At 68.3% G+C, this 21,827-nt stretch carries 22 protein-coding genes, 1 pseudogene and 1 riboswitch; of the genes and pseudogenes, 12 read left to right on the top strand and 11 right to left on the bottom strand.

Annotation, left to right across the window (positions count from 1 at the left end; all coding sequences use genetic code 11):
* Positions 1-71 precede the first annotated feature (71 nt).
* On the bottom strand, positions 72-926 hold the full coding sequence (locus J7528_RS19135; RefSeq protein ID WP_291877681.1) for an SDR family oxidoreductase: 855 nt from the start codon (positions 924-926) through the stop codon (positions 72-74).
* Positions 927-1,001: 75 nt separating this feature from the next.
* Here J7528_RS19135 and J7528_RS19130 point away from each other — a divergent pair, with 75 nt between their 5' ends.
* A complete protein-coding gene (locus tag J7528_RS19130) occupies positions 1,002-1,376 on the top strand; it encodes a helix-turn-helix domain-containing protein (protein ID WP_291877679.1) in 375 nt (124 codons plus the stop codon).
* Between the two features lie 180 nt (positions 1,377-1,556).
* Here the strand turns inward: J7528_RS19130 and ftrA are convergent, their stop codons facing one another.
* Positions 1,557-2,510, bottom strand: coding sequence for a transcriptional regulator FtrA (gene ftrA / locus J7528_RS19125; protein WP_291877676.1), 954 nt, complete (start codon positions 2,508-2,510; stop codon positions 1,557-1,559).
* 88 nt (positions 2,511-2,598) lie between these two features.
* Here ftrA and J7528_RS19120 point away from each other — a divergent pair, with 88 nt between their 5' ends.
* Positions 2,599-3,018, top strand: coding sequence for a rhodanese-like domain-containing protein (locus tag J7528_RS19120; protein WP_291877674.1), 420 nt, complete (start codon positions 2,599-2,601; stop codon positions 3,016-3,018).
* Here J7528_RS19120 and rnhA read toward each other — a convergent pair.
* The 3 genes from rnhA to ispH all read right to left on the bottom strand — a co-directional run bounded on the left by rnhA (position 3,015) and on the right by ispH (position 5,580).
* Complete coding sequence (rnhA, locus tag J7528_RS19115) at positions 3,015-3,464, bottom strand: ribonuclease HI (RefSeq protein ID WP_291877671.1); 450 nt, start codon at positions 3,462-3,464, stop codon at positions 3,015-3,017. The two genes, J7528_RS19120 and rnhA, sit on opposite strands and share 4 nt — an antisense overlap.
* Positions 3,464-4,414: a homoserine kinase gene (thrB, locus tag J7528_RS19110; RefSeq protein WP_291877669.1), complete on the bottom strand. Its 951-nt coding sequence runs from the start codon at positions 4,412-4,414 to the stop codon at positions 3,464-3,466. The genes rnhA and thrB overlap by 1 nt, the downstream gene beginning before the upstream one ends.
* Positions 4,415-4,620: 206 nt before the next feature.
* The gene (gene ispH / locus J7528_RS19105; RefSeq protein ID WP_291877667.1) at positions 4,621-5,580 is read right to left on the bottom strand and encodes a 4-hydroxy-3-methylbut-2-enyl diphosphate reductase; all 960 of its coding nucleotides are present in this window, start codon (positions 5,578-5,580) and stop codon (positions 4,621-4,623) included.
* A 142-nt stretch (positions 5,581-5,722) separates the two neighbouring features.
* On the opposite strand from ispH, the gene J7528_RS19100 reads away from it, so the two are divergent.
* The 10 genes and pseudogenes from J7528_RS19100 (at position 5,723) to J7528_RS19055 (ending at position 17,860) form a co-directional block, all read left to right on the top strand.
* Positions 5,723-6,430 (top strand): Tat pathway signal sequence domain protein, encoded by a 708-nt coding sequence (locus J7528_RS19100; protein WP_291877664.1) that lies wholly within the window; start codon positions 5,723-5,725, stop codon positions 6,428-6,430.
* Positions 6,427-8,229, top strand: a complete 1,803-nt coding sequence (locus tag J7528_RS19095) for an arginine--tRNA ligase (protein WP_291877662.1) — start codon at positions 6,427-6,429, stop codon at positions 8,227-8,229. Before J7528_RS19100 ends, J7528_RS19095 begins: the two co-directional genes overlap by 4 nt.
* Positions 8,230-8,647: 418 nt before the next feature.
* Positions 8,648-11,146, top strand: coding sequence for a zinc-dependent metalloprotease (locus J7528_RS19090; RefSeq protein ID WP_291877659.1), 2,499 nt, complete (start codon positions 8,648-8,650; stop codon positions 11,144-11,146).
* A 184-nt stretch (positions 11,147-11,330) separates the two neighbouring features.
* A riboswitch (glycine riboswitch) is annotated at positions 11,331-11,421 on the top strand.
* Positions 11,422-11,585: 164 nt separating this feature from the next.
* A complete protein-coding gene (gene gcvT, locus J7528_RS19085; RefSeq protein WP_291877656.1) occupies positions 11,586-12,698 on the top strand; it encodes a glycine cleavage system aminomethyltransferase GcvT in 1,113 nt (370 codons plus the stop codon).
* A 13-nt stretch (positions 12,699-12,711) separates the two neighbouring features.
* Positions 12,712-13,080: pseudogene (gene gcvH / locus J7528_RS19080) on the top strand (glycine cleavage system protein GcvH); the annotation flags it as partial.
* A gap of 21 nt (positions 13,081-13,101) precedes the next feature.
* Positions 13,102-14,448 carry an aminomethyl-transferring glycine dehydrogenase subunit GcvPA gene (gene gcvPA, locus J7528_RS19075; protein ID WP_291877655.1) on the top strand — a complete coding sequence of 449 codons (1,347 nt, stop codon included), beginning with the start codon at positions 13,102-13,104 and terminating at the stop codon, positions 14,446-14,448.
* Entirely contained in the window at positions 14,445-16,019 is a 1,575-nt protein-coding gene (gcvPB, locus tag J7528_RS19070; RefSeq protein ID WP_291877652.1) for an aminomethyl-transferring glycine dehydrogenase subunit GcvPB, read from the top strand. The genes gcvPA and gcvPB overlap by 4 nt, the downstream gene beginning before the upstream one ends.
* A gap of 134 nt (positions 16,020-16,153) precedes the next feature.
* Positions 16,154-16,579, top strand: coding sequence for a hypothetical protein (locus tag J7528_RS19065; protein ID WP_291877650.1), 426 nt, complete (start codon positions 16,154-16,156; stop codon positions 16,577-16,579).
* Positions 16,576-17,019 (top strand): hypothetical protein, encoded by a 444-nt coding sequence (locus J7528_RS19060; RefSeq protein WP_291877647.1) that lies wholly within the window; start codon positions 16,576-16,578, stop codon positions 17,017-17,019. Before J7528_RS19065 ends, J7528_RS19060 begins: the two co-directional genes overlap by 4 nt.
* Before the next feature lie 61 nt (positions 17,020-17,080).
* On the top strand, positions 17,081-17,860 hold the full coding sequence (locus J7528_RS19055) for a transglutaminase family protein (protein ID WP_291877645.1): 780 nt from the start codon (positions 17,081-17,083) through the stop codon (positions 17,858-17,860).
* A gap of 14 nt (positions 17,861-17,874) precedes the next feature.
* Here the strand turns inward: J7528_RS19055 and J7528_RS19050 are convergent, their stop codons facing one another.
* From J7528_RS19050 to J7528_RS19025, 6 genes are all read right to left on the bottom strand, one after another.
* Complete coding sequence (locus J7528_RS19050; RefSeq protein ID WP_291877643.1) at positions 17,875-18,945, bottom strand: 2OG-Fe(II) oxygenase; 1,071 nt, start codon at positions 18,943-18,945, stop codon at positions 17,875-17,877.
* Positions 18,946-19,061: 116 nt separating this feature from the next.
* Positions 19,062-19,571: a F0F1 ATP synthase subunit B gene (locus J7528_RS19045; RefSeq protein WP_291877641.1), complete on the bottom strand. Its 510-nt coding sequence runs from the start codon at positions 19,569-19,571 to the stop codon at positions 19,062-19,064.
* Positions 19,572-19,581: 10 nt separating this feature from the next.
* Positions 19,582-20,115, bottom strand: coding sequence for a hypothetical protein (locus tag J7528_RS19040; protein ID WP_291877638.1), 534 nt, complete (start codon positions 20,113-20,115; stop codon positions 19,582-19,584).
* Between the two features lie 127 nt (positions 20,116-20,242).
* Positions 20,243-20,467 (bottom strand): F0F1 ATP synthase subunit C, encoded by a 225-nt coding sequence (locus J7528_RS19035; protein WP_004615714.1) that lies wholly within the window; start codon positions 20,465-20,467, stop codon positions 20,243-20,245.
* A gap of 49 nt (positions 20,468-20,516) precedes the next feature.
* Positions 20,517-21,278 carry a F0F1 ATP synthase subunit A gene (locus tag J7528_RS19030; protein WP_291877635.1) on the bottom strand — a complete coding sequence of 254 codons (762 nt, stop codon included), beginning with the start codon at positions 21,276-21,278 and terminating at the stop codon, positions 20,517-20,519.
* Positions 21,279-21,283: 5 nt separating this feature from the next.
* Entirely contained in the window at positions 21,284-21,667 is a 384-nt protein-coding gene (locus J7528_RS19025; protein ID WP_291877633.1) for an AtpZ/AtpI family protein, read from the bottom strand.
* Between the last annotated feature and the right edge of the window lie 160 nt (positions 21,668-21,827).

Here is a 21,827-nt window from a genome sequence, read left to right as displayed (position 1 = left end):
CGGCTGCTTGGCAAACCGGCCGGCCGTTGGCGAGGACTTTCCGCCGCCGCCGGCCAGCCGCCCACAGCTTCCTAGCCGAGGGTCTTGAGGGCCTGCGCGACCGCGTCGGTCAGCGAGGTCGTCGGACGACCGATCAGGCCCGACAGCGTATGGCTCTCGTCGAACAGCCCGCCGTGGCCCGCGCCGACATCCGACTGGGCGATGATCGCCGCATAGGGCGCGGGTAGACCGAAGCTCTCCAGGATCCCGGCATAGGTCGCTTCGGGCAGGTCGTTATAGACGATCGTCTTGCCGGTCTGGCGCGAGACCTCGGCGGCCAGATCGGCGCGGGTGAAGGCGGTGTCGCCGGCCAGCTCGTAGACCCGGTTCTCGGTGTCCGGCGTCGAGACGACGACCGCAGCGGCCTCGGCATAGTCCTGGCGCGTGGCGGCGGAGACGCGGCCCTCACGCGAGGCGCCGATGATGGCTCCGGCCGCGATCGCGCCGGCCAGGCTGCCGGTATAGTTCTCGAAGTACCAGCCGTTGCGCAGCAGGGCGTAGGTCAGGCCCGAGGCCTTGATCAGCGCCTCGGTGGCGACATGCTCCTGCGCCAGAGCGATCGGCGTCGTGTCGGCATGCAGGATGCTGGTGTAGGCGATCCGCTTCACGCCGGCGACCTTGGCGGCCTCGATGACATTGCGGTGCTGGGCCACGCGCTGGCCGACCGCGTCGCTGGAGATCAGCAGCAGGGTGTCGACGCCGGCGAGGGCCGTCGCGAGCGTCTCGGGCTGGGCGTAATCGGCCACGCGGACGGCGACGCCGAGGTCGGCCGCCTTGGCCGGATCACGGACTAGGGCGACGATATCGCCGGCCGGGACGCGGGTCTTCAGGTCTTCGATGACGAGGCGGCCCAGCTGGCCCGTGGCTCCGGTGACGGCGATGGTCATGATCGTTCTCCGTTGATGACGGAAGCGATCTGGGCGCCTTGCTTACTTTCCGTAAGTACATACATTAATGTAAGTATGAAAGAAAAAGCCACCCTCTCCGAAAAGCTGATGCGCGGCGATCTGATGGAGCCCGACTGCCCGTCGCGGGGCGTGCTGATGCACGTCACCAGCCGCTGGGGCGTGCTGGTGCTGATCGCGTTGGAGACCGGAACGCATCGCTTCAGCGAGCTGCGCCGAGGCATCGGCGGGGTCAGCGAGCGGATGCTGGCCCAGACCCTGCAGCAGCTGGAAGGCGACGGCTTCGTGCGCCGCGTGGCCTACCAGGTCGTGCCGCCGCACGTGGAATACAGCCTCACGCCCATGGGTCTGGAGGTCGCCGAGAAAGTGCGGAGTCTCGCCGACTGGATCGAGCTCAACATCGAGCGGATCGTGGCGCGGGAGCCGGCCTAGGGCCGGTCGACATTCAGCTTTGACCTAACCCCAATCCGACCATCCCCGCGAAAGCGGGGACCCAAGCGGAGGCGGCGGGTCATGGTTCGGCCTCGTCCCGTCCTGAAAGCCAGCTTGGATCCCCGCTTTCGCGGGGACGATCGGTGATGGGGAAGTGATTTTGCTGAATGTCGATCCGCTCTAGGCCCGCGCGAAGCGGGCTCGGTACGCGCCGGGTGTCGTCGAGAACTGACGCCGGAAGTGGTGGCGCAGAGCGGGCGCGCCGAGGCCCACGGCTTCGGCGATCTGGTCGATGCCGGCCGGCGAGGTCTCCAGCAGGTCCCGCGCCCGGTTCATGCGCTCGGCCAGCAGCCAGCGGGCCGGGGTGTCGCCGGTGGCGGCCTCGAACCGCCGCAGGAACGTCCGCTCGCTCATCCCCGCCGCCTCGGCCAGGGCCTTGATGGTGTGGGCCCGCGAAAGGTCGCCGCGCATGCGGTCCAGGATCGGCCCCAGCCGCGAGGCCTCGTGGGCGACCGGCACGGGCCGCTGGACGAACTGGGCCTGGCCGCCGTCGCGATGCGGCGGCACCACCAGCCGGCGGGCCACGGTGTTGGCCGCTTCTGGCCCGAAGTCGCGGCGGATCAGGTGCAGGCCAAGATCGATGCCCGCCGCGCTGCCGGCCGAGGTCAGCAGGTCGCCCTCGTCGACATACAGCACGTCGGGCTGCACCTCGATCGCCGGATAGCGCTCGCGCAGGGCGTCGGCATAACGCCAGTGGGTCGTGGCCCGCCGGCCGTCCAGCAGGCCCGTCGCCGCCAGCACGAAGACGCCCGAGCAGATCGACATCAGCCGCGCGCCCCCGGCGTGCGCCGCGCGCAGGGCCTCGACCAGCGGCGCCGGCACGGGCTGGTCCATGCCCCGCCAGCCGGGCGCGACGATGACGCTGGCCTGTTCTAGGAGCTCCAGCCCGCCGTCGCCGACGATCCGCACCCCGCCCAGACCCTTCAGGTCGCCCGGCTCCACGGCGGCGGTGGCGAAGCGGTACCAGTCGTCGCCCATCTCCGGCCGGAGCAAGGCGAACAGCTCCACCGCCACCCCGTACTCGAAGGTGCAGAGGCCGTCATAGGCGAGGGCGACGATAAGTCGGTTTGGCATGATCTTTACGCCAGGTGTCGATCTCGCCAGCTAACGCGATGGGAGCTCATGCGGCAAGTCTCCAGGCGTCCAACCGCTGGAGAGCGCCATGAGCTTCGTTTCAGAAATCCCCGCCGCCCCGTCTGACGCCGCCGCCGCCCACTTCGCCGCGCGGCTGTCGCTGGAGACCGACTGCGCCGACGTCGCTGCGTCCATGAAGGCCGGCCAGGTCGACTTTGTCCTGCTGCACGTGGTCGGCTCGCCCGAAGCCTATGTCCGCCGCCACGTGCCGGGCGCGATCCACCTGCGCCACGCCGAGATGACCGCCGAGCGCATGGCGGAATGGCCGCAGGACACGCTGTTCGTGGTCTACTGCGCCGGCCCGCACTGCAACGGCGCCGACCGCGCGGCGCTGAAGCTGGCCCAGCTGGGGCGGCCGGTGAAGCTGATGATCGGCGGCATCACGGGCTGGGAGGACGAGGGCCTGGCCTTTGCGACCGGCTCGGAGCCTGGCGCGCTGGCGGCCTAGACGAACCGGGGATTGGCCTTGCGCAGGCCTTCGTTGGCGAGCGCGTCGGCGCGCTCGTTCAGCGGATGGCCGGCATGGCCCTTGACCCAGCGCCAGTCGACGTCGTGCCGCTCGCGCGCGGCGTCGAGCCGCTTCCACAGGTCGTCGTTCTTGACCGGGCTCTTGTCGGCCGTCTTCCAGCCGCGCGCCTTCCAGCCGCGGATCCACTCCTGGATGCCCTTCATCACGTACTGGCTGTCGGTGTGCAGCTCGATCTTGCAGGGACGGTTCAGCAGCTCCAGCGCCTGGATGGCCGCCATCAGCTCCATGCGGTTGTTGGTCGTCCCCGGCTCGCCGCCGCAGATTTCCTTCTTCTTGTCGCCATAGAACAGGATGGCGCCCCAGCCGCCCGGGCCGGGATTCCCCTTGCAGGCGCCGTCGGTATAGATCGTGACCTTGGGCGTCATCAGAACAGCACGAGACCTTCGCGGTGGACGGCCAGCTTGCGCTCGTACTCCAGCGGATCCTTGGGCCGCACCAGCGCGCCGGCGGGCGTCGCGCCCCAGTCGGCCAGGCGGGTCAGGAAGAAGCGCATGGCCGCGCCGCGCGCCAGGATCGGCAGGGCTTCCTTCTCGGCCGGGCTCAGCGGGCGACGGCGCTCATAGCCGTTCAGCAGCGCCTTGGCGGCGGTGATGTTGAAGCTGCCGTCGGCCTCGAAGCACCAGGCGTTCAGGGTCACCGCGACGTCGTAGGCGTAGCTGTCGTCGCAGGCGAAATAGAAGTCGATCGCGGCGGCGAACTTGCCGTTCGGCTGGAAGAAGACGTTGTCGGGGAAATAGTCGGCGTGGATCGTGCCCGACGGCAGACTTCGGGGCCACATCAGGGACAGCTGCGCCAGATCGTTGTCGACGGTCGCCGACAGGCCGGGCTTGAGGTCCTCGGCCGCCTTGCGGTGCTTGGAAAACAGCGGGGCCCAGGCGCTCTGGCCCAGGTCGTTGGCGCGGCGAGCCGGATAGCCTTCGCCGGCCAGGTGCAGCCAGGCCAGGCCCTCGCCGGCTTCGCGGCAGTGAGCGGCGGTCGGCTTGCGCACCGACAGGCCGGGCAGGAACTCGACGATCGCGGCGGCCTTGCCGCGCAGGGTCGACAGCGTGGCGCCCTTGCGGTCGGCGATCGGCCGGGCGCTGGGATAGCCCTTGTCGGCCAGCCAGGTCAGCATGTTGAGGAAGTAGGGCAGCTCCTCGGCCTTCACCCGCCGCTCATAGACGGTCAGGATGTAGCGGCCCTTCTCCGTCTCCAGCAGGAAGTTGGAGTTCTCCACGCCCTCGGCGATGCCCTTGAACGCCAGCGCGGCGCCCAGGTCATAGCCTTCCAGGAAGGTCGCGAGTTCTTGGTCGGTGATGTCGGTATAGACGGCCATGGCGCGGGGATGCGGGACGGGGCGCTGGCGGTCAAGGGGGCGGGCTCAATCGATATCCCCAACAACCGTCATTCCCGCCCTCGTGGCGGGAACCCCTCTGTCAGTCGCAGGTGAAGATGTGGCTTCACGTCACGCGATCGGCCTTGAGTCTCACGTGCCAGCTGAACCAGGGGTTCCCGCCACGAGGGCGGGAATGACGGATGGGGTTAGGCCGTCAGCAGCCTTGGCAGCTTGAAGGTGATGGTCTCGCGCGCCTCGACCAACTCCTCGACGGTGGTGTCGAAACGGGCCGAGATGGCGTCGATCACGCCCTGCACCAGGTCTTCCGGGGCCGAGGCGCCGGCGGTGAGGCCCACGCGGGTGACGCCGTCGAACCAGCTCCAGTCCATGCCGCTGGCGTCGTCAATCAGGTGGGCGGCGCTGGCGCCGGCCTTCAGGCCGACCTCCATCAGGCGCACCGAGTTGGATGAGTTCTTCGAGCCGACCACCAGCACCAACTCAGCCTGTTCGGCCAAGTGCTTGACCGCGTCCTGGCGGTTGGTGGTGGCGTAGCAGATGTCTTCCTTGTGTGGAGCGGCGATGTCGGGGAAGCGCTCGCGCAGCAGGGCGATCATGTCGGCTGTGTCGTCGACCGACAGGGTGGTCTGGGTGAGGAACGCGACGTTGGAGACGTCCTTGGGCTGCCAGGCGGCGGCGTCCTTGATGTCCTCGATCAGGGTGACCGAGCCTTCGGGCAGCTGGCCCATGGTGCCGATCACCTCGGGGTGGCCGGCGTGGCCGATCAGCACGATCTCGCGGCCGGCGTCGTAGTGCTTCTGGGCCTCGACATGGACCTTGGAGACCAGCGGGCAGGTGGCGTCGAGGTAGATCATCTGCCGCGACTGGGCCTCGGCCGGCACCGACTTGGGCACGCCGTGGGCCGAGAACACCACCGGGCGGTCGTCGGGGGCCTCGGACAGTTCCTCGATGAACACCGCGCCCAGCGCCTTCAGGCGATCGACCACGTGGCGGTTGTGCACGATCTCGTGACGCACATAGACCGGCGCGCCGAACTTCTCGACGGCGCGCTCGACGATCTGGATGGCGCGATCGACCCCGGCGCAGAAGCCGCGCGGGCTGGCCAGCACGAGCGAGATCGGGCGTCGGATCGAGGTCTGGGCGTTCATGGCGCGGAAACTAGTCGCTCACGGGCCCCGGCGCCAGGAGTCTGCGTCGTTGCGACGTCACGCATATGCCTTTATCAGGCTGCATGACGCCGAAGGGGCTCCATGGTCCCGCTTGGCTCTTCTTGTCCGGAACCGACGTTTCATGCGCCGCACCTTCTCGCTCGCCCTCAGCGCTTTGATGGCCGTCTCGATCGCCGCGACCACGGCGACGATCGCTCACGCCCAAGGCCCGGGCGGCGGTGGCGGCCAGGACGACGGCGATCAGGCCGCCAAGAAGAAGAAGCGCGACGAAGAGTGGAACCAGCCCAAGGCGCCGCTGCCGCAGCTGCGCAATGCCGGCCCGTGCCCCTATGTGAAGGTGCTGTACGACGCCAGCCGCTATGTCGAGTTCAAGGACGCCAAGGAATCGGCCGCCCAGGCTGGCTTCACCGGCGAGATCCAGAGCCTGAGCTCGGGCTGCGCCTACAAGAGCGACGAGCCGATCCGCATCCGCGCCGAGGTCCTGTTCCAGCTGGGCAAGGGCCCGCAGGCCCAGGGCGACAAGCACGTCTACCGCTATTGGGTGGCCGTGACCGAGCGCAACCAGGCGGTCATCGCCAAGGAATATTTCGACCTGCCGGTGACGTTCGCCGCCGGCCAGGACCGCGCCTATGCGCGTGAAACCATCGAGCAGATCACCATTCCGCGCGCCGACGTGAAGGTCAGCGGCGGGAACTTCGAGGTGCTGATCGGCTTCGACGTGACGCCGGAAATGGCCGCCTTCAATCGTGAGGGCAAGCGCTTCCGCGTCAACGCCGGCCAGACTGCTCAAGCAGGCCAAACCCAATCAGGGACTTCCACTAAACAATGAACGATTTGAAGCGGTCCCTGAGCGAGGCGGCCGCGGCCGCTTTCCAGGCCGCCGGACTGCCTCCCGAGTTCGGACGCGTCACCGCCTCCGACCGACCCGACCTGGCCGATTTCCAGTGCAACGGCGCCCTCGCGGCGGCCAAGAGCGCCAAGCGCAATCCGCGCGAGATCGCCGTGCAGGTCGTCGATATCCTCAAGGGCGACCCGCGCCTGGCCTCGGTGGAGATCGCCGGGGTCGGCTTCATCAACATGCGCGTCAGCGACGAGGCCCTGTCGGCCCGCGTTCGCGAGATCGCTGGCGATGACCGGGTCGGCGCCCAGCTGCTGGAGCAGCCGCGCCGGGTCCTGATCGACTATGCCGGCCCGAACGTGGCCAAGCCGATGCACGTGGGCCACCTGCGCGCCTCGATCATCGGCGAGTCGGTCAAGCGCCTGTACCGCTTCCGCGGCGACGACGTGGTGGGCGACGCCCACTTCGGCGACTGGGGCTTCCAGATGGGCCTGCTCATCTCGGCCATCGTCGACGAGGACGCCTTCATCCGCGCCCTGATGGACAAGCTGCCGGAAGCTCCGCGTGGCTTCAGCGCCGCCGACGAAGCCAAGGTCATGGCCGAGTTCGAGAGCCGGATCACCCTGGCCGACCTCGACCGCATTTATCCGGCCGCCTCGATCCGCCAGAAGGAAGATCCGGCCTTCAAGGAGCGCGCCCGCAAGGCGACCGCCGAACTGCAGAACGGCCGCTTCGGCTACCGCCTGCTGTGGCGTCACTTCGTCAATGTCAGCCGCGTGGCCCTGGAACGCGAGTTCCACGCCCTGGGCGTCGACTTCGACCTGTGGAAGGGCGAGAGCGACGTCAACGACCTGATCGAGCCGATGGTCAACCAGCTGGAGGTCAAGGGCCTGCTGGTCGAGGACCAGGGCGCCCGCATCGTCCGCGTGGCCCGCGAGGGCGACAAGCAGGACGTGCCGCCGCTGCTGGTGGTGTCGTCGGAAGGCTCGGCCATGTACGGCACGACCGACCTGGCGACGATCCTGGATCGCCGCAAGTCGTTCGACCCGCACCTGATCCTCTACTGCGTGGACCAGCGTCAGGCCCTGCACTTCGAGACCGTGTTCCGCGCCGCCTACCTGGCCGGCTACGCGACCGAGGGCTCGCTGGAGCACATCGGCTTCGGCACGATGAACGGCACGGACGGCAAGCCCTTCAAGACCCGCGCCGGCGGCGTCCTGAAGCTGCACGACTTGATCGAGATGGCCCGTGAAAAGGCCCGCGAGCGCCTGCGCGAAGCCGGCCTGGGCGCCGAGCTCTCCGAGGCCCAGTTCGAGGACACCGCCCACAAGGTCGGCGTCGCGGCCCTGAAGTTCGCCGACCTGCAGAACTTCCGCGGCACCTCGTACGTCTTCGACCTCGACCGCTTCACCAGCTTCGAGGGCAAGACCGGCCCGTACCTGCTGTACCAGTCGGTGCGCATCAAGAGCGTGCTGCGCAAGGCCGCCGAAGCTGGCGCGACCGCCGGCCGCATCGTGATCCACGAACAGGCCGAGCGGGACCTTGCCATGCTGCTGGACGCCTTCGAGGGCGCCCTGCAGGAGGCCTATGACAAGAAGGCCCCCAACTTCGTGGCCGAGCACGCCTACAAGCTGGCCCAGACCTTCTCGAAGTTCTACGCCGCCTGCCCGATCATGAGCGCCGACACCGAAGAGCTGCGGGCCTCCCGCCTGTCGCTGGCGGAGACGACGCTGCGGCAGCTGGAGCTGACGCTCGACCTGCTGGGTATCGAAGCGCCCGAGCGGATGTAGGATCTCGCATGCGCCATCCTCTCTATGTTGCTGCCGAATGGGACGCCGAAGCGGGTTTCTGAATTTCGGAGAGCAACATAGTGGGTTTGGTCGTCGAGGCCTCCAATCTGCCTGAGTTCTTCGAGATCGCGATCACGCTTGCGCCCGAACTCTTGGCCGAAAATGCTCACTAGAACCGATCTTCCCGGCGAAAGCCGGGACCCAGATCTCAAGGTGCTGGGGATGATTAGACGAGCTCAGCGCTCGTAGCGCCAGCCCAAGCGCTCTTCCATCTGGGCCCCGGCTTTCGCCGGGGAAATCGGTGTTTTGGGTGCGCAGCCCATTCGACGAGCAAGTCGGGGTGTGTCGCCTCCAGACAGTTGCAATCCCTCCAAACCCGCCCGACAGTCCCGGCGCTTCGATGCGTTCGGGAGGGGTCATGAAGTCGTCCGTGGTCGCCATGTTGATGGCGAGCGTCTGCGTGAGCGCGATCGCCGCGCCGGCTCTGGCGGCTGAAAAGCCCAAAACCACCGACAAGTTCTCCGAGGCGACCGCCGGGCTCGAGCGCAAGGACGGGCTGGTTCCGGTCTTCGTCGATAAGAAGGACGGCAAGGTCTTCCTGCTGCTGCCCAAGCCGGGCGCGGACGGGATCGCCGGGCGGTATCTCTACCAGACCTATCTGCGCGCCGGCCTCGGCTCAAACCCAACGGGCTTGGACCGTTCGGCGCCGGGCGACACCCAGATCATCGCCTTCCGCCGCGTGGGCGGGAAGGTCATCGCCCAGTTCGAGAACTGGGGCTTCTCGGCCGCGCGCGGTTCGGCCGACGAGCAGCAGGCGGTGCGGGACTCGTTTCCGATCTCCAGCGTCTGGTCCAACGCCATCGAGGCCGAGGGTGCGGATGGCCGACTGCTGGTCGATATCTCCAGTTTCCTGGTCCGCGATGCGCAGGGCATCGCCAAGACCCTCAAGCGGTCCAAGCAAGGCGACTTCCGGCTGAACGACGGGCTCTCGTACGTCGACACCGGCGAGGTCAATGTCTTCCCGCTGAACGTCGAGCTGGAGGCGGTCGAGACCTTCGTCGGCGATGATCCTGGCGGCGAGGTTCGCGGCATCGTGCCCGATCCGCGCAACGTCACCCTGGCGCTGCACCACTCGTTCGTGGCCTTGCCGGAGCCCGGCTATACGCCCCGCCAGAACGATCCGCGCGTCGGCGTCATCGACCATACCGTCGCCGACTATTCCGCGCCGCTGAACGAGCCCCTGGTCTATCGCCTGGCCCACCGCTTCCGCCTGGAAAAGACCGACCCGACCGCCGCCCGCTCGCCGGTCAAGAAGCCGATCGTGTTCTATGTCGACCGCGCCGCGCCCGAACCGGTGCGCTCGGCCCTGATCGAGGGCGGGCGCTGGTGGAACCAGGCCTTCGAGGCGGCCGGCTTCATCGACGCCTTCAGGGTCGAGGTCTTGCCGGACGGCGTCTCGCCGCTGGACGCTCGCTACAATGTCGTCAACTGGGTGCACCGCCAGACGCGCGGCTGGTCGTACGGCCACGCGGTGGTCGATCCGCGCACGGGCGAGATCGTCAAGGGCGACGTCCTGCTGGGCTCGCAGCGCATTCGCCAGGACCGGCTGATCTTCGAAGGCCTGGAAGGTGCGACCGCCACCGGCCAGGGCGGGCCTAATGACCCGATCCAGATCTCCTTGGCCCGCCTGCGCCAGCTGGCCACCCACGAGATCGGCCACTCGATCGGCCTGCAGCACAATTTCGCCGCCAGCGCCTATGGCGACCGCGCCTCTGTGATGGACTATCCGGCGCCCAGGATCGCCATCAGGGGCGGGCAGCTGGACTTCGCCGACGCCTATGGGCGCGGGGTGGGCAGCTGGGACAAGTTCGCGATCGATTGGCTGTATAGCCCCGCGCCGGCCGGGACGGACGAGAAGACCTGGCTGAAGGCCAAGGCCGACAAGAGCCAGGCCGACGGCCTGCGCTATGTTTCCGACGAGGACGCCCGCGCCGCCGACACGCCCCACCCTCTGGGCGCGGTGTGGGACAACGGCGCCGATCCCGTCGCCGAGCTCGATCACCTGATGGCCGTGCGCAAGATCGCCCTGGATCGCTTCGGTCTCGGCAACCTGCCCAAGGGCGCGTCGGTGGCCGACCTGCGCCGGATCGTCGTGCCGATCTACATCTTCCACCGTTACCAGGTGGACGCGACCGCCAAGCTGGTCGGCGGTGTCGACTTCACCTACGGCGCCGAGGGCGACGGCCACGAGGCCAGCAAGCCCGTCCCGGCTGCTCGCCAGGTCGCCGCCATCGACGCCCTGCTGCGGACGGTAACGCCGGCGGCGCTGGATCTCTCCGACAAGACCCTGGACGTCCTGACCTCGGGGCAGTCGCAGGGCTCGGACAAGGCCAATGACATCGAGACCTTCCAGCAGGGTCCGGTGTTCGACCTGCCCGCGACGGCCGAGGTCGCCGCCGACCTGGTGTGGAGCGACCTCTTCGCGCCGGCCCGCCTGAACCGCCTGATGGAGGCCAAGCGTCGCGATCCGGCCCAGCCGGGTGTCGAGGGCCTGCTGGACAAGGCCCTGGCCTTCGCCGCCTTCGACGGCAAGGCGACCGGTCGTCAGGCCGAACTGGCCCGCCGCGTGCGCCAGCGCATGGTGGTCAGCCTGGCCGATGCGCTCTCCGACAAGAGCCTGTCGCCGACCGCCGCCGCCATCATCCGCGCGCGCCTGGCCGACTGGGGCAAGGGATTGAAGGCCGTCACCGCCGGCGACGCCGCCGACCGCGCCCAGGCCCGCGCCCTGGCCGGCATCGTCGCCGACGAGGGCGGCGGCCGCCTGGCGTCGCTGGTCGAGGACGGCAAGGCCAAGGTCGTGACCCCGCCGGGACCGCCGATCGGCGAGACGGAGTGGTTCGGAGATCTCTCCCTTTAATCCGGTCTCCCCGGCGAAAGCCGGGGCCCAGATCGAGCCCAGGGCGCCGTTTGTCTCGTGCGGAAGGTAGGCGCGAGCGCCTAAACGCTCGGGATGAATCTGGGTCCCGGCTTTCGCCGGGAAATCGGAGGTGGGGGACGGTGCTCCAGCTTGACTCAGGGGCAGCCCTCCCGCATTGACCCCATCGACCCTCGCGGGAGACGTCGGGATTCGTTCCCGAGGCCGAAGGCGCAACCGCCCCGGAAACGCTCAGGCAAAAGGACCGCGCGGGTTTAGGAACGCTGGAAAGTAGCCGTCCGAAAGGCCGGCTCGCCGAAGGAGCAAGGCTGACCCCAAACAGCAGAGGGGGGGGGGCGGAATCTCTCAGGCCAAAGGGACAGCGGGGGCGACTTGCCGGCGGACGCCGGTCCCGTCGCCGACCCCGCTTGGAGCCTGCCTAGTGTCCGACCAAGACCTCAAGAAGACCCCGCTCTTCGACGCCCACGTGGCGGCCGGCGCGCGCATGGTGCCGTTCGCGGGCTATTCCATGCCGGTGCAGTACAAGGACGGGGTTCTGAAGGAGCACCTCTGGACCCGTGAGCACGCCGGCCTGTTCGACGTCTCGCACATGGGCCAGGCCCGCATCCGTGGTGAGAACCCGGCCAAGAGCTTCGAGAAGGTCGTCTCGGCCGACTATCAGGGCCTGAAGGCCGGCAAGCAGCGTTATGGCGTGCTGCTCAATGCCGAGGGCGGCATCATCGACGACCTGATGACCGCGCGTCCGGACGACGACGGCCTGTTCGTCGTGGTCAACGGCGCCTGCAAGGACAACGACTACGAGATCATCGCCGACGTCCTGGCCGGCGAGGCCACGGTGACCCGCCTGGAAGACCGCGCGCTGCTGGCGCTGCAAGGTCCCGAGGCCGCCGCCGTGCTGGCCGCCCATGTGCCGCAAGCCGCGCAGATGGTGTTCATGGACACCAAGGCCCTGACGGCCTTCGGCGTCGACGCCATCATCTCGCGCTCGGGTTACACGGGCGAGGACGGCTACGAGATTTCGGTTCCGGCCGACGCCGCCGAGCGCGTGTGGAACACCCTGCTGGCCGACGAGCGCGTCAAGCCGATCGGCCTGGGCGCCCGTGACAGCCTGCGCCTGGAAGCGGGCCTGCCGCTGTACGGCCACGACCTGGACGAGACCGTCTCGCCGATCGAGGCCGGCCTGAACTTCGCCGTCGGCAAGTCGCGCCGCGAGGCCGGCGACTATCTGGGCGCGGCCCGGATCGCCAAGGAGCTGGCCGGCGAGCTGTCGCGCGTCCGCGTGAACCTCAAGGTGCTGGAAGGCGCCCCGGCCCGCGAAGGCGCCGAGATCGCCGACGAAGCCGGCAATGTCATCGGCAAGGTGACCAGCGGCGGCTTCGCGCCCTCGCTCGGCTTCCCCATCGCCATCGGTTTCGCCCCGCCGGCTTTCGCCGCGGTCGGGACCAAGTTGAAAGTCATCGTACGAGGCAAGCAGGCGGCCGCCGAAGTGGTCGCCTCGCCGTTCGTGCCGAACCGTTACGTCCGCAAACTCTAATCAAGGGCCGACAGAGATGCGTTTCACCAAAGATCATGAATGGGTCGTCGTCCAAGGCGACGTCGCCACCGTCGGCATTACTGCCTATGCCGCCGAGCAACTGGGCGACGTGGTGTTCGTGGAAGTGCCGGAAGCCGGCAAGACCGTGAAGCAGGGCGAGAACCTGGCCGTCGTCGAAAGCGTCAAGGCGGCCTCGGACGTCTACGCCCCGGTGTCGGGCGAAGTCGTCGAAGGCAATGCCGAGCTGGGCGACGCGCCGGAAACCGTCAACGCCCTGCCGGAAAGCGGCGGTTGGTTCGCCAAGATCAAGCTGTCGAACCCGGCCGAGGTCGACGCCCTGATGGACCGCGATGCCTACGAAGCGTTCCTCGCCACTCTGTAATTCGCCGCGAAAGCAGACCCAATGCGTTACCTCCCCCTGACCCCCGAAGACCGCGTCGAGATGCTCGGCGCGATCGGCGTGAAGTCGATCGACGATCTGTTCGTCGACGTGCCGGCCTCGGCCCGCCGCGACGGAACCGTCGACCTGCCGCTGCACGCCGGCGAGATCGAAGTCGAGCGCGAGATGGCGGGCCTGGCCCGTCGCAATCGTTCGGCGGGGGAGGGACCGTTCTTCTGTGGGGCCGGCGCCTATCGCCACCACGTGCCGGCCACGGTCGACCACATCATCCAGCGGTCGGAGTTCCTGACCAGCTACACGCCCTACCAGCCGGAAATCGCGCAGGGCACTCTGCAGGTGCTGTTCGAGTTCCAGACCCAGGTCGCGGCCCTGACCGGCATGGAGGTGGCCAACGCCTCGCTCTATGATGGCTCGACCGGCGCGGCCGAGGCCGTGATGATGGCCCAGCGCGTCACCCGCCGGAACAAGGCGGTGATGTCGGGCGGCGTCCACCCGCACTACATCGAAACCATCGAGACCCTGGCCCACGCGGCGGGCGTCTCGACGCAAGCCATGCCGGCCGCCGTCGACGCCGAGGACGCGGTGATCGCCGCGATCGACGCCGACACCGCCTGCGTCGTCGTCCAGACGCCGAACGTGTTCGGCACGGTCACCGACGTCACCAAGATCGCCGAGGCCGCTCACGCCGCCGGCGCGCTGCTGATCGTGGTGACCACCGAAGCCGTCTCGTACGGCCTCTTGAAGTCGCCCGGCGAGATGGGCGCCGACATCGCCGTGGCCGAGGGCCAGTCGATCGGCAACGGCCTGAACTTCGGCGGTCCCTATGTCGGCCTCTTCGCCTGCAAGGAAAAGTTCGTCCGCCAGATGCCGGGCCGCCTGTGCGGCGAGACGGTCGACGCCGACGGCAAGCGCGGTTTCGTGCTGACGCTCTCGACCCGCGAGCAGCACATCCGTCGCGATAAGGCGACGTCGAACATCTGCACCAACAGCGGCCTGTGCGCCCTGGCTTTCTCGATCCACATGAGCCTGCTGGGCGAGACGGGCCTGCGCCAACTGGCGGCCCTGAACCACCAGAAGGCCGTCGCCCTGCGCGACGCCCTGAAGGCCGTGCCAGGCGTCGAGGTGCTGACCCCGCGCTTCTTCAACGAGTTCGCGATCAAGCTGCCGAAGAACGCCGCCGACGTGGTGGAAACTTTGGCCGGCCACGGCGTCATCGCCGGCGTGCCGTTCTCGCGCCTCGACGCGGGCGCGGGCCTGGACGACGTGCTGCTGGTCGCGGCCACCGAGACCACGCTGGATATCGACATCACTTTCTTCGCCAAGATCCTGACCAAGGCGGTGGGCCAATGAGCATGAACAACGTCGGCCGTCCCACGCGCCCCGAGACCGCCAATGACGCCGGTGGTCATGAGACCCTGACCGGCAACCGCGGCCTGCTGCAGAACGAAGCCCTGATCTTCGAACTGGACGGCTGGAACAAGACCGGCGTCGACCTGCCGGAAGCCGCCGCGCCCTCGAGCGACCTGGCCGGCCTGCTGCGCGCCGAGCCGATCGGCCTGCCGGGCCTCTCGGAGCCGGAAGCCGTCCGCCACTATGTGCGCCTGTCCCAGAAGAACCATGCCATCGACCTGGCGCTGTATCCGCTGGGCTCGTGCACGATGAAGCACAACCCGCGCCTGAACGAGAAGATGGCGCGCCTGCCGGGCTTCTCGGACATCCACCCGCTGCAGCCGCAGTCGACGGTGCAGGGCGCCCTGCAGCTGATGGACCGCCTGGCCCACTGGCTGAAGACCCTGACCGGCATGCCCGCCGTCGCCCTGTCGCCCAAGGCTGGCGCCCACGGCGAGCTGTGCGGCCTGCTGGCCATCCGCGCCGCCCACGAGGCGGCCGGCAATGGCCATCGCAAGACCGTGCTGGCGCCGACCAGCGCCCACGGCACCAACCCGGCCACGGCGGCCTTCGTCGGCTACACCGTCGTCGAGATCGCCCAGACCGCTGACGGCCGTGTCGACCTGGCGGACCTGGAGTCCAAGCTGGGCGACCACGTGGCCGCCATCATGGTCACCAACCCCAACACCTGCGGCCTGTTCGAGCGCGACGTCGTCGAGATCGCTCGCCTGACCCACGCGGCGGGCGCGTACTTCTACTGCGACGGCGCCAACTTCAACGCCATCGTCGGCCGGGTGCGTCCGGGAGACCTGGGCGTCGACGCCATGCACATCAACCTGCACAAGACCTTCTCGACGCCCCATGGCGGCGGCGGTCCGGGCGCGGGTCCGGTGGTGCTTTCGGAGGCTCTGGCGGCCTTCGCGCCGACGCCCTGGCTGGTCCACGGCGACGACGGCTTCTCGATGGTCGAGCACGCCGGTGAAGAGGGCGCCAAGACCGCCTTCGGCCGCATGAGCGCCTTCCACGGCCAGATGGGCATGTATGTGCGCGCCTATGCCTACATGCTGAGCCACGGGGCCGACGGCCTGCGTCAGGTGGCCGAGGACGCCGTCCTCAACGCCAACTACATCAAGGCCCAGCTGAAGGACGTGATGAGCCCGGCCTTCCCCGAAGGTCCGTGCATGCATGAAGCCCTGTTCGACGACAGCTGGCTGGAAGGCACCGGCGTGACCACGCTCGACTTCGCCAAGGCGATGATCGACGAGGGCTTCCACCCGATGACCATGTACTTCCCGCTGGTCGTCCACGGCGCGATGCTGATCGAGCCGACCGAGACCGAGAGCAAGCAGGAGCTGGATCGCTTCATCGAAGCCCTCCGACTGCTGGCCGGGGCGGCCAAGGCGGGGGATACGGAGCGCTTCAAGGGCGCGCCGTTCCATGCCCCGCTGCGTCGCCTCGACGAGACCCAGGCGGCCCGCAAGCCTCGGTTGAGGTGGAAACCTGTTGCAGCGGCGCCACTGGCGGCTGAATAGCAAATTCCATACCCCCCTTGCGACCAGAGGGCGCCTTTACGGCGCCCTCATCGGTCCACATATCGGGGGTGCGTGTCGGGGCGCTCTGGCTTTTCCAGGGAGCAAGCGGGGCGCAGGCCCGTTTCGTCCTCCCAATGACTGCTCTCGCCCTCGCCATGCCGCGCGCCCACCGCACCGCCGATGATCTCGCCCGCGAGCTCATCGCGCGATTCCTGCGCGTGATCCTGGTGAGCCTGGGTGTGCTGCTGATCATCGGCGGCATCGTCATCGCGCCGCTGCCGGGTCCCATGGGCCTGCCGCTGACCGTGGTCGGCCTGATGCTGGTGCTGCGCAACTCGTTCAAGGCGCGCAAGCAGTTCGTCCGCTTCCAGCACGCCCACCCCAAGCTGATCTTCCCGCTGCGCCGCCTGCTGCGTCGCGAGCCCGAGGTCGTGCTGGTGGCCTGGCAACAGGCCCTGCGCGTTGAGCGCCTGATCGTGCCGCGCAAGTGGCGCATGGCCGCCCGCTGGCGCAAGTCCTTCAAGCGTCGCGCCGCCGCGAAGCAAGCCGCCGGTCGGTGACCGCCACCGCCTCCACGATCGACATCAAGCACAGGGTCCGGCGCCGCGCGCGGTTGGCCTTGCTGCTGCGCGAGTCCGCGGCCCGCGCCTTCCGCTGGATCGCCATCGGCTTCGGCACGCTGGTGATCGTCGCGGGCGCGGTGCTGACGCCGCTGCCCGGCCACGTGGGCCTGCCGTTGCTGGTCATCGGCCTGATGATCGTGCTGCGCTACTCGTTCCAGGCCCGCAAGACCTTCATCCGCTGGCAGAAGCGCCACCCCAAGCTGGTCTTCCCGATCCGCCGCCTGATGCGCCGCGAGCCCGAGGTGCTGCTGGTCGTCTGGCAGCAGATGCTGCGCACCGAGAAGCTGGTCCTGCGTCGGGCCCGCTGGCGGCTGCTGAAGAAGACCCGCAAGCGCGTGAAAAAGTACGTGGCGCGCAAGATGGCCAAGGCCGCCTGAACCCATTCAGCCTGAGGGGATTGTAGCAGGGCGCGCTACCGCGACCGCCCCAGGACAATCCATGCGTTTCGACGTCGAAGCCTCGCTGACCTACGACTTCGCGACCCCGTGCGAGGTGCTGCTGCTGGTCGAGGCCGCGCATGGGCCTGACCAGATCGTCCATTCCGAGGCCCTGACCTTCTGGCCGAATGTCGACGCCGTGCGGGTCGACGATCCCGTGACCTTCGAGCGCCGGACGGTGTTCACGGCCAGCGGCCGGGTGAACGCGCTGTACCGCGCGCGGGTCGAGGTCATGCCGCGCGACCACGACCTGGCGGACATGCCGGCCATGGCGATCCGCGAACTGCCCAGCGCCGTCCTGCCGTTCCTGCGCCCCAGCCGCTACAGCCCTTCGGACCGCCTGGAGCGGTTCGTCGAGCACCGGTTCGGCGGCCTGAAGGGCGGACGCCGGGTGGCGGCGATCCTGGCCTGGATCGCCGAGAACCTGGTCTATCGCGCCGGGGTCAGCGACGCGGCCACGACGGCGGTCGACACCTTGGTGGATAGGGCCGGCGTGTGCCGCGACTTCACCCATCTGGTCATCGGCCTGTGCCGCGCCAGCGACATCCCCGCCAGGGCCGTCAGCGCCTATGCCTGGAAGCTGGAACCGCCGGATCTGCACGCCATCGCCGAGGTCTATCTGGGCGGCCGCTGGCGGCTGATCGACGCCACGGGCCTGGCGCCCATCGACGGGCTGGTGCGGGTCGCCACGGGCCGTGACGCCGCCGACATCGCCTTCATGACCATCTTCGGCCAGGCGACCCTGGTCGAGCAGAGCTTCTCGATTCAGGCCGTGGGATAGACGGGCCTTCGGCCCTAGGCCTTGTAGCGGTATCCCCCGGCCCCGACGTATCCGGCGTTCTGCTCGCGCACCTGGGCGCCGGCCTCGTCGTACAGGAACGGCAGGAAGGCGTAGCGCTTGCCCTTGGTCACCGGCAGGGCCTCGTGCAGCAGCGAGCACGAGAACACGACCGCGCCGCCCGTGGGGGCGCGATAGGTCCGGGGCCCGAACTCCGGGAAGCGCAGGTCGCCGCCCTCATAGTCTTCCGCGTTCAGGTTGATGGTCACGGCGAAGCGGCGGTGAGCGGTGCCCTTGGTGGTGTTGTCCCGATGGGCCCGGAAGAAGCCGTGGTCGGCCGCGTCGTAGCAGGCGACCAGGTCGCGCTCCATGCGGGTGGCGGCGAACTGGAAGGCCTTGGCGATCTGCGGGGCCAGGCGGCGCTGGATGCGGGCGCGGACGGCGTCGCGCAGCTCGCCGGCCGGCAGCATCAGGTCGCGGCGGATCTTGTGGTTGGCGTCGCGGATCTCGACCGTCCGGCCCTCCACTTCCCGCATGAAGCCGGACGCCGCGCCGCCGTCGGCCTCGTAGGCGGCGATCAGGGTCTGGCACAGCTCGGGCTCGAACAGGCGGGGCACCACCAGCACGGGGGCGTGGAGCTCGACGCCGGAATGGGTCGCCACCGGCGGCAGGCCGGGCAGGATGCGGGCCAGAAGCTCGGTCTGGTCGGCGGACAGCGCGGCCAGGATGCGGAAGTTCGGGTCGACCAGGATCCATCCCGACCAGCCGGGCTCGTCGGCCGCGCCGAGGGCGGTGAAGGCAGCGCCGGCCTCGTCCAGCAGCCAGCGGGCGCCGGGCAGGCGGTCCTCGCGGCTGTTCCAGCGCTCGGTGTCGCGCAGCAGGCCGAAGAAGGCCAGGCCGTCGCCGTCGAGCCGTTCAGCCTGTTCGATCACGACCCGCTCGACGGTCTCGACGAAGGCGTCGTCACCCTCGCCCACCAGGGCCAGCAGCAGATAACGCCCCGCCGCGACATCGAACGCATAGCGGGGATTGCCGCGACTGACGGCGAAGAACGACGGCGCGGGATCGCCGGGCAGCAGCTTGGTCATCGTCCGTCCGTTCTACACGTCCGGTTGCGTGCACTGTCAAAAAGAAGAGGGGCGAGCAAAGAAAAGGGCGCGGACCTTGCGATCCGCGCCCTCTGTCTTGTTCGCCAAGCCCGCTGCTATTGCAGCTTGGAGCCCAGCTGGCTGATCGCGGCGTCGGCGAGCGGGTCGCTCTTGGCGCCGGCCAGGCGGGCCGTCAGCACCGCTTCGGCGGCCTGGGCGGCGAGATCCACCGCGGCGGCCTTCACGTCGGCGGCGGCTTGCGCCTCGGCCTGGGCGATCTTGCGTTCGGCCATCTCGGCGCGGCGCTTGATCTGCTCCTCGAGCTTTTCCTTGGCTTCCTCGGCCAGACGCTTGGCGTCGGCCTTGGCGGCTTCCAGCATGCCCGTGGCCTGGCGCTCGGCTTCGTCGCGCTGGGCCTTCACGTCCGCGAGCAGGGCTTGCGCCTCTTCACGCAGTTGCTGGGCTTCATCGAGCTCGGCCTTGATCTTGGCGGCATAGCCGTCCAGCGCGCCGAACAGCGCGCCCGGCAGGACCTTCAGCACGACTAGCAGGCCGAAGAAGATCACCAGAGCAACCAGAACCCAGAATTCCGGGTTCGAGAAGCTGAACAGGGATTCGTGTTCCATCTTCAGCTCCTTAGGCCAGAGCCGACTTCAGCTCGGCGGCCGTGGCCGCCTTGCCCGTCAGCTTCTCGACGATCGCGCCGGCCGTATCTTCGGCGACCACGCGGACCTGGCTCATGGCCGTGTCGCGGGCGGCCTGGATCGAAGCTTCGGCCGCGGCCAGCTTCTCGGCCAGGACGGCCTCTTCCTTGGCCTGGCGTTCGGCGGCCTCGGCGGCGGCCTTGGCCTTGGCGTCGGCAGCGGTCTTCTGGGCCTTGGCGCGAGCCTCGGCGACTTCAGCCGCGGCGGCGCGAGCCTGGGCTTCGGCCTCGTCCTTCATGCGACGGGCGTCGGCGATGTCGCCGGCGATCTTGCCGCCGCGCTCGTCGATCGCGCCGCTGACGCGGGGCAGCAGCACCTTCGACAGCACCGCGTACAAGACGGCGAAAATGATCAGCAGCCAGACAATCTGACCACCCCAGTGCTCGAACTGCAGCTGCGGAAGGCCGCCGCTTTCGTGCTTGGGGGCTTCAGTCGTCTCGGTCGTGCCGTGATGTTCCGTCGCCATGGGCGAAGGCGCCTCTCAGCTAGTGCGCTTGGAGCGGGCCGTCATCCGGCCCGCTCCAGGAAGCGCGAGAAAACAAAGGCATGGAGCGCGTCGCTTCCAGTGAAGCGCCGCGCTCCAGCGGATCCGATTACGAGAACAGGATCAGGAAGGCGATGACCAGGGCGAAGATGCCCAGGGCTTCCGTCAGAGCCATGCCCAGGAACAGCATCGGGCGCTCTTGAGCGGCGGCGGTCGGGTTACGCAGGGCGCCTTGGAAGTAGTTGCCGAACATCACGCCCAGGCCAACGCCAGCGCCGATCATGCCGAGCATGGCCAGACCAGCGCCGATGTACTTAGCAGCAGCAGCGTCCATGATAGAGACTCCTTAGGAAGGGTATGTAGGTTGAAAGACTAGTGGTTGATCAGTGGCTGTCGAGGTGCACGACGTCGTTGATGTAGACGCAGGCGAGCACCGCGAACACGAAGGCCTGCAGGAAGGCCACCATGAACTCGAGGGCCGTCAGGGCGACGACCGAGGTCAGGGCCAGGGCCGAACCGGCCCAGCCCAGGACGCCGAGACCGCCCAGGGCGATCACGAAACCGGCGAAGATCTTCAGCACGACGTGGCCGCCCAGCATGTTGCCGAACAGACGAAGGCCCAGGGTGATCGGACGGATCAGGAACGACAGGATCTCGATCGGCACCAGCAGGATGTACAGCACCGGCGGGACGCCCGACGGCGCGAACAGCTTGAAGAACTTGATGCCGTTCTTGGCGAAGCCGACGGCGACCACGGTCAGGATGACCATCAGGCCCAGCGTCAGGGTCACGGCCAGTTGCGACGTGGCGGTGAACACCAGGAACATGCCCTGGATGTTCATGAACAGCACGAAGGCGAACAGCGTGAAGATGAACGGCAGGAACTTCTTGCCTTCGTGGCCGATGATCGACTCCGCGAGCCCATCGACCAGTCCGTAGAGCATCTCGCCCACCGCCTGCAGGCGGCCCGGGATCACGGCGCGGCGCGCGGCCAGCGTGTAGAAGGCCATGACCAGCACGGCGGCTAGCATCATCGCGGCGACCGAGTTCGTGATCGACAGGTCGATCGTGCCGAGGCCGGGAACGGTCACGGTGGGCAGTTCCACGATCTTCGTGATCTGGAACTGGTGCATCGGATCGGCCATCGGCCCTAGTCTCTCTTCTGCTTGGGGACGGTAGACCCGTCTCCCATGTGTCCGTCGGCATTCCCTTGGGGGGACGGCGCCGACGCCTGCGCGCTTAGTTTCATCGCCTTGCGGACGATGGAGAATATCGCGAGCCCCAGACCGATCAGCAGACCGCCGACCATGCCCCAGGGGCCCGATTTCAGGACGTAGTGGTCGAGCAGCCAGCCAAAGCCGAGACCCACCAACACGCCCCCGATCAAATCCGCCAACAGACGGTAACCGTCCTGGTTGGCCTTTTCGGTCGCCGCTTTCGCGGGCTTTTCCGCCGCCTTCTTCGCCTCAAATGCGTCGAGCCGAGCGTCGAGGCTTGCGAGGGCCTTGTCGTTCGGTTCGTCGGCCTTGGGCATGGGAAGCGGCAGGTCCGAAAACGCCGCGGACGCGCCAAAACAAGGCGCAATTCCGGCCGGCTTGATCGGCGCGGAACCTATAGACCTCGCTGCGGTGCGTCAAGGCGAGCGGTTCGTAGGCCAAGCAGCGGAATTACTTAAGGATTTCGCCCTCGGCTTC

Source organism: Caulobacter sp. (assembly GCF_017744445.1).
GTDB lineage: Bacteria > Pseudomonadota > Alphaproteobacteria > Caulobacterales > Caulobacteraceae > Caulobacter.
This window is presented reverse-complemented; position numbering and strand designations above follow the sequence as displayed.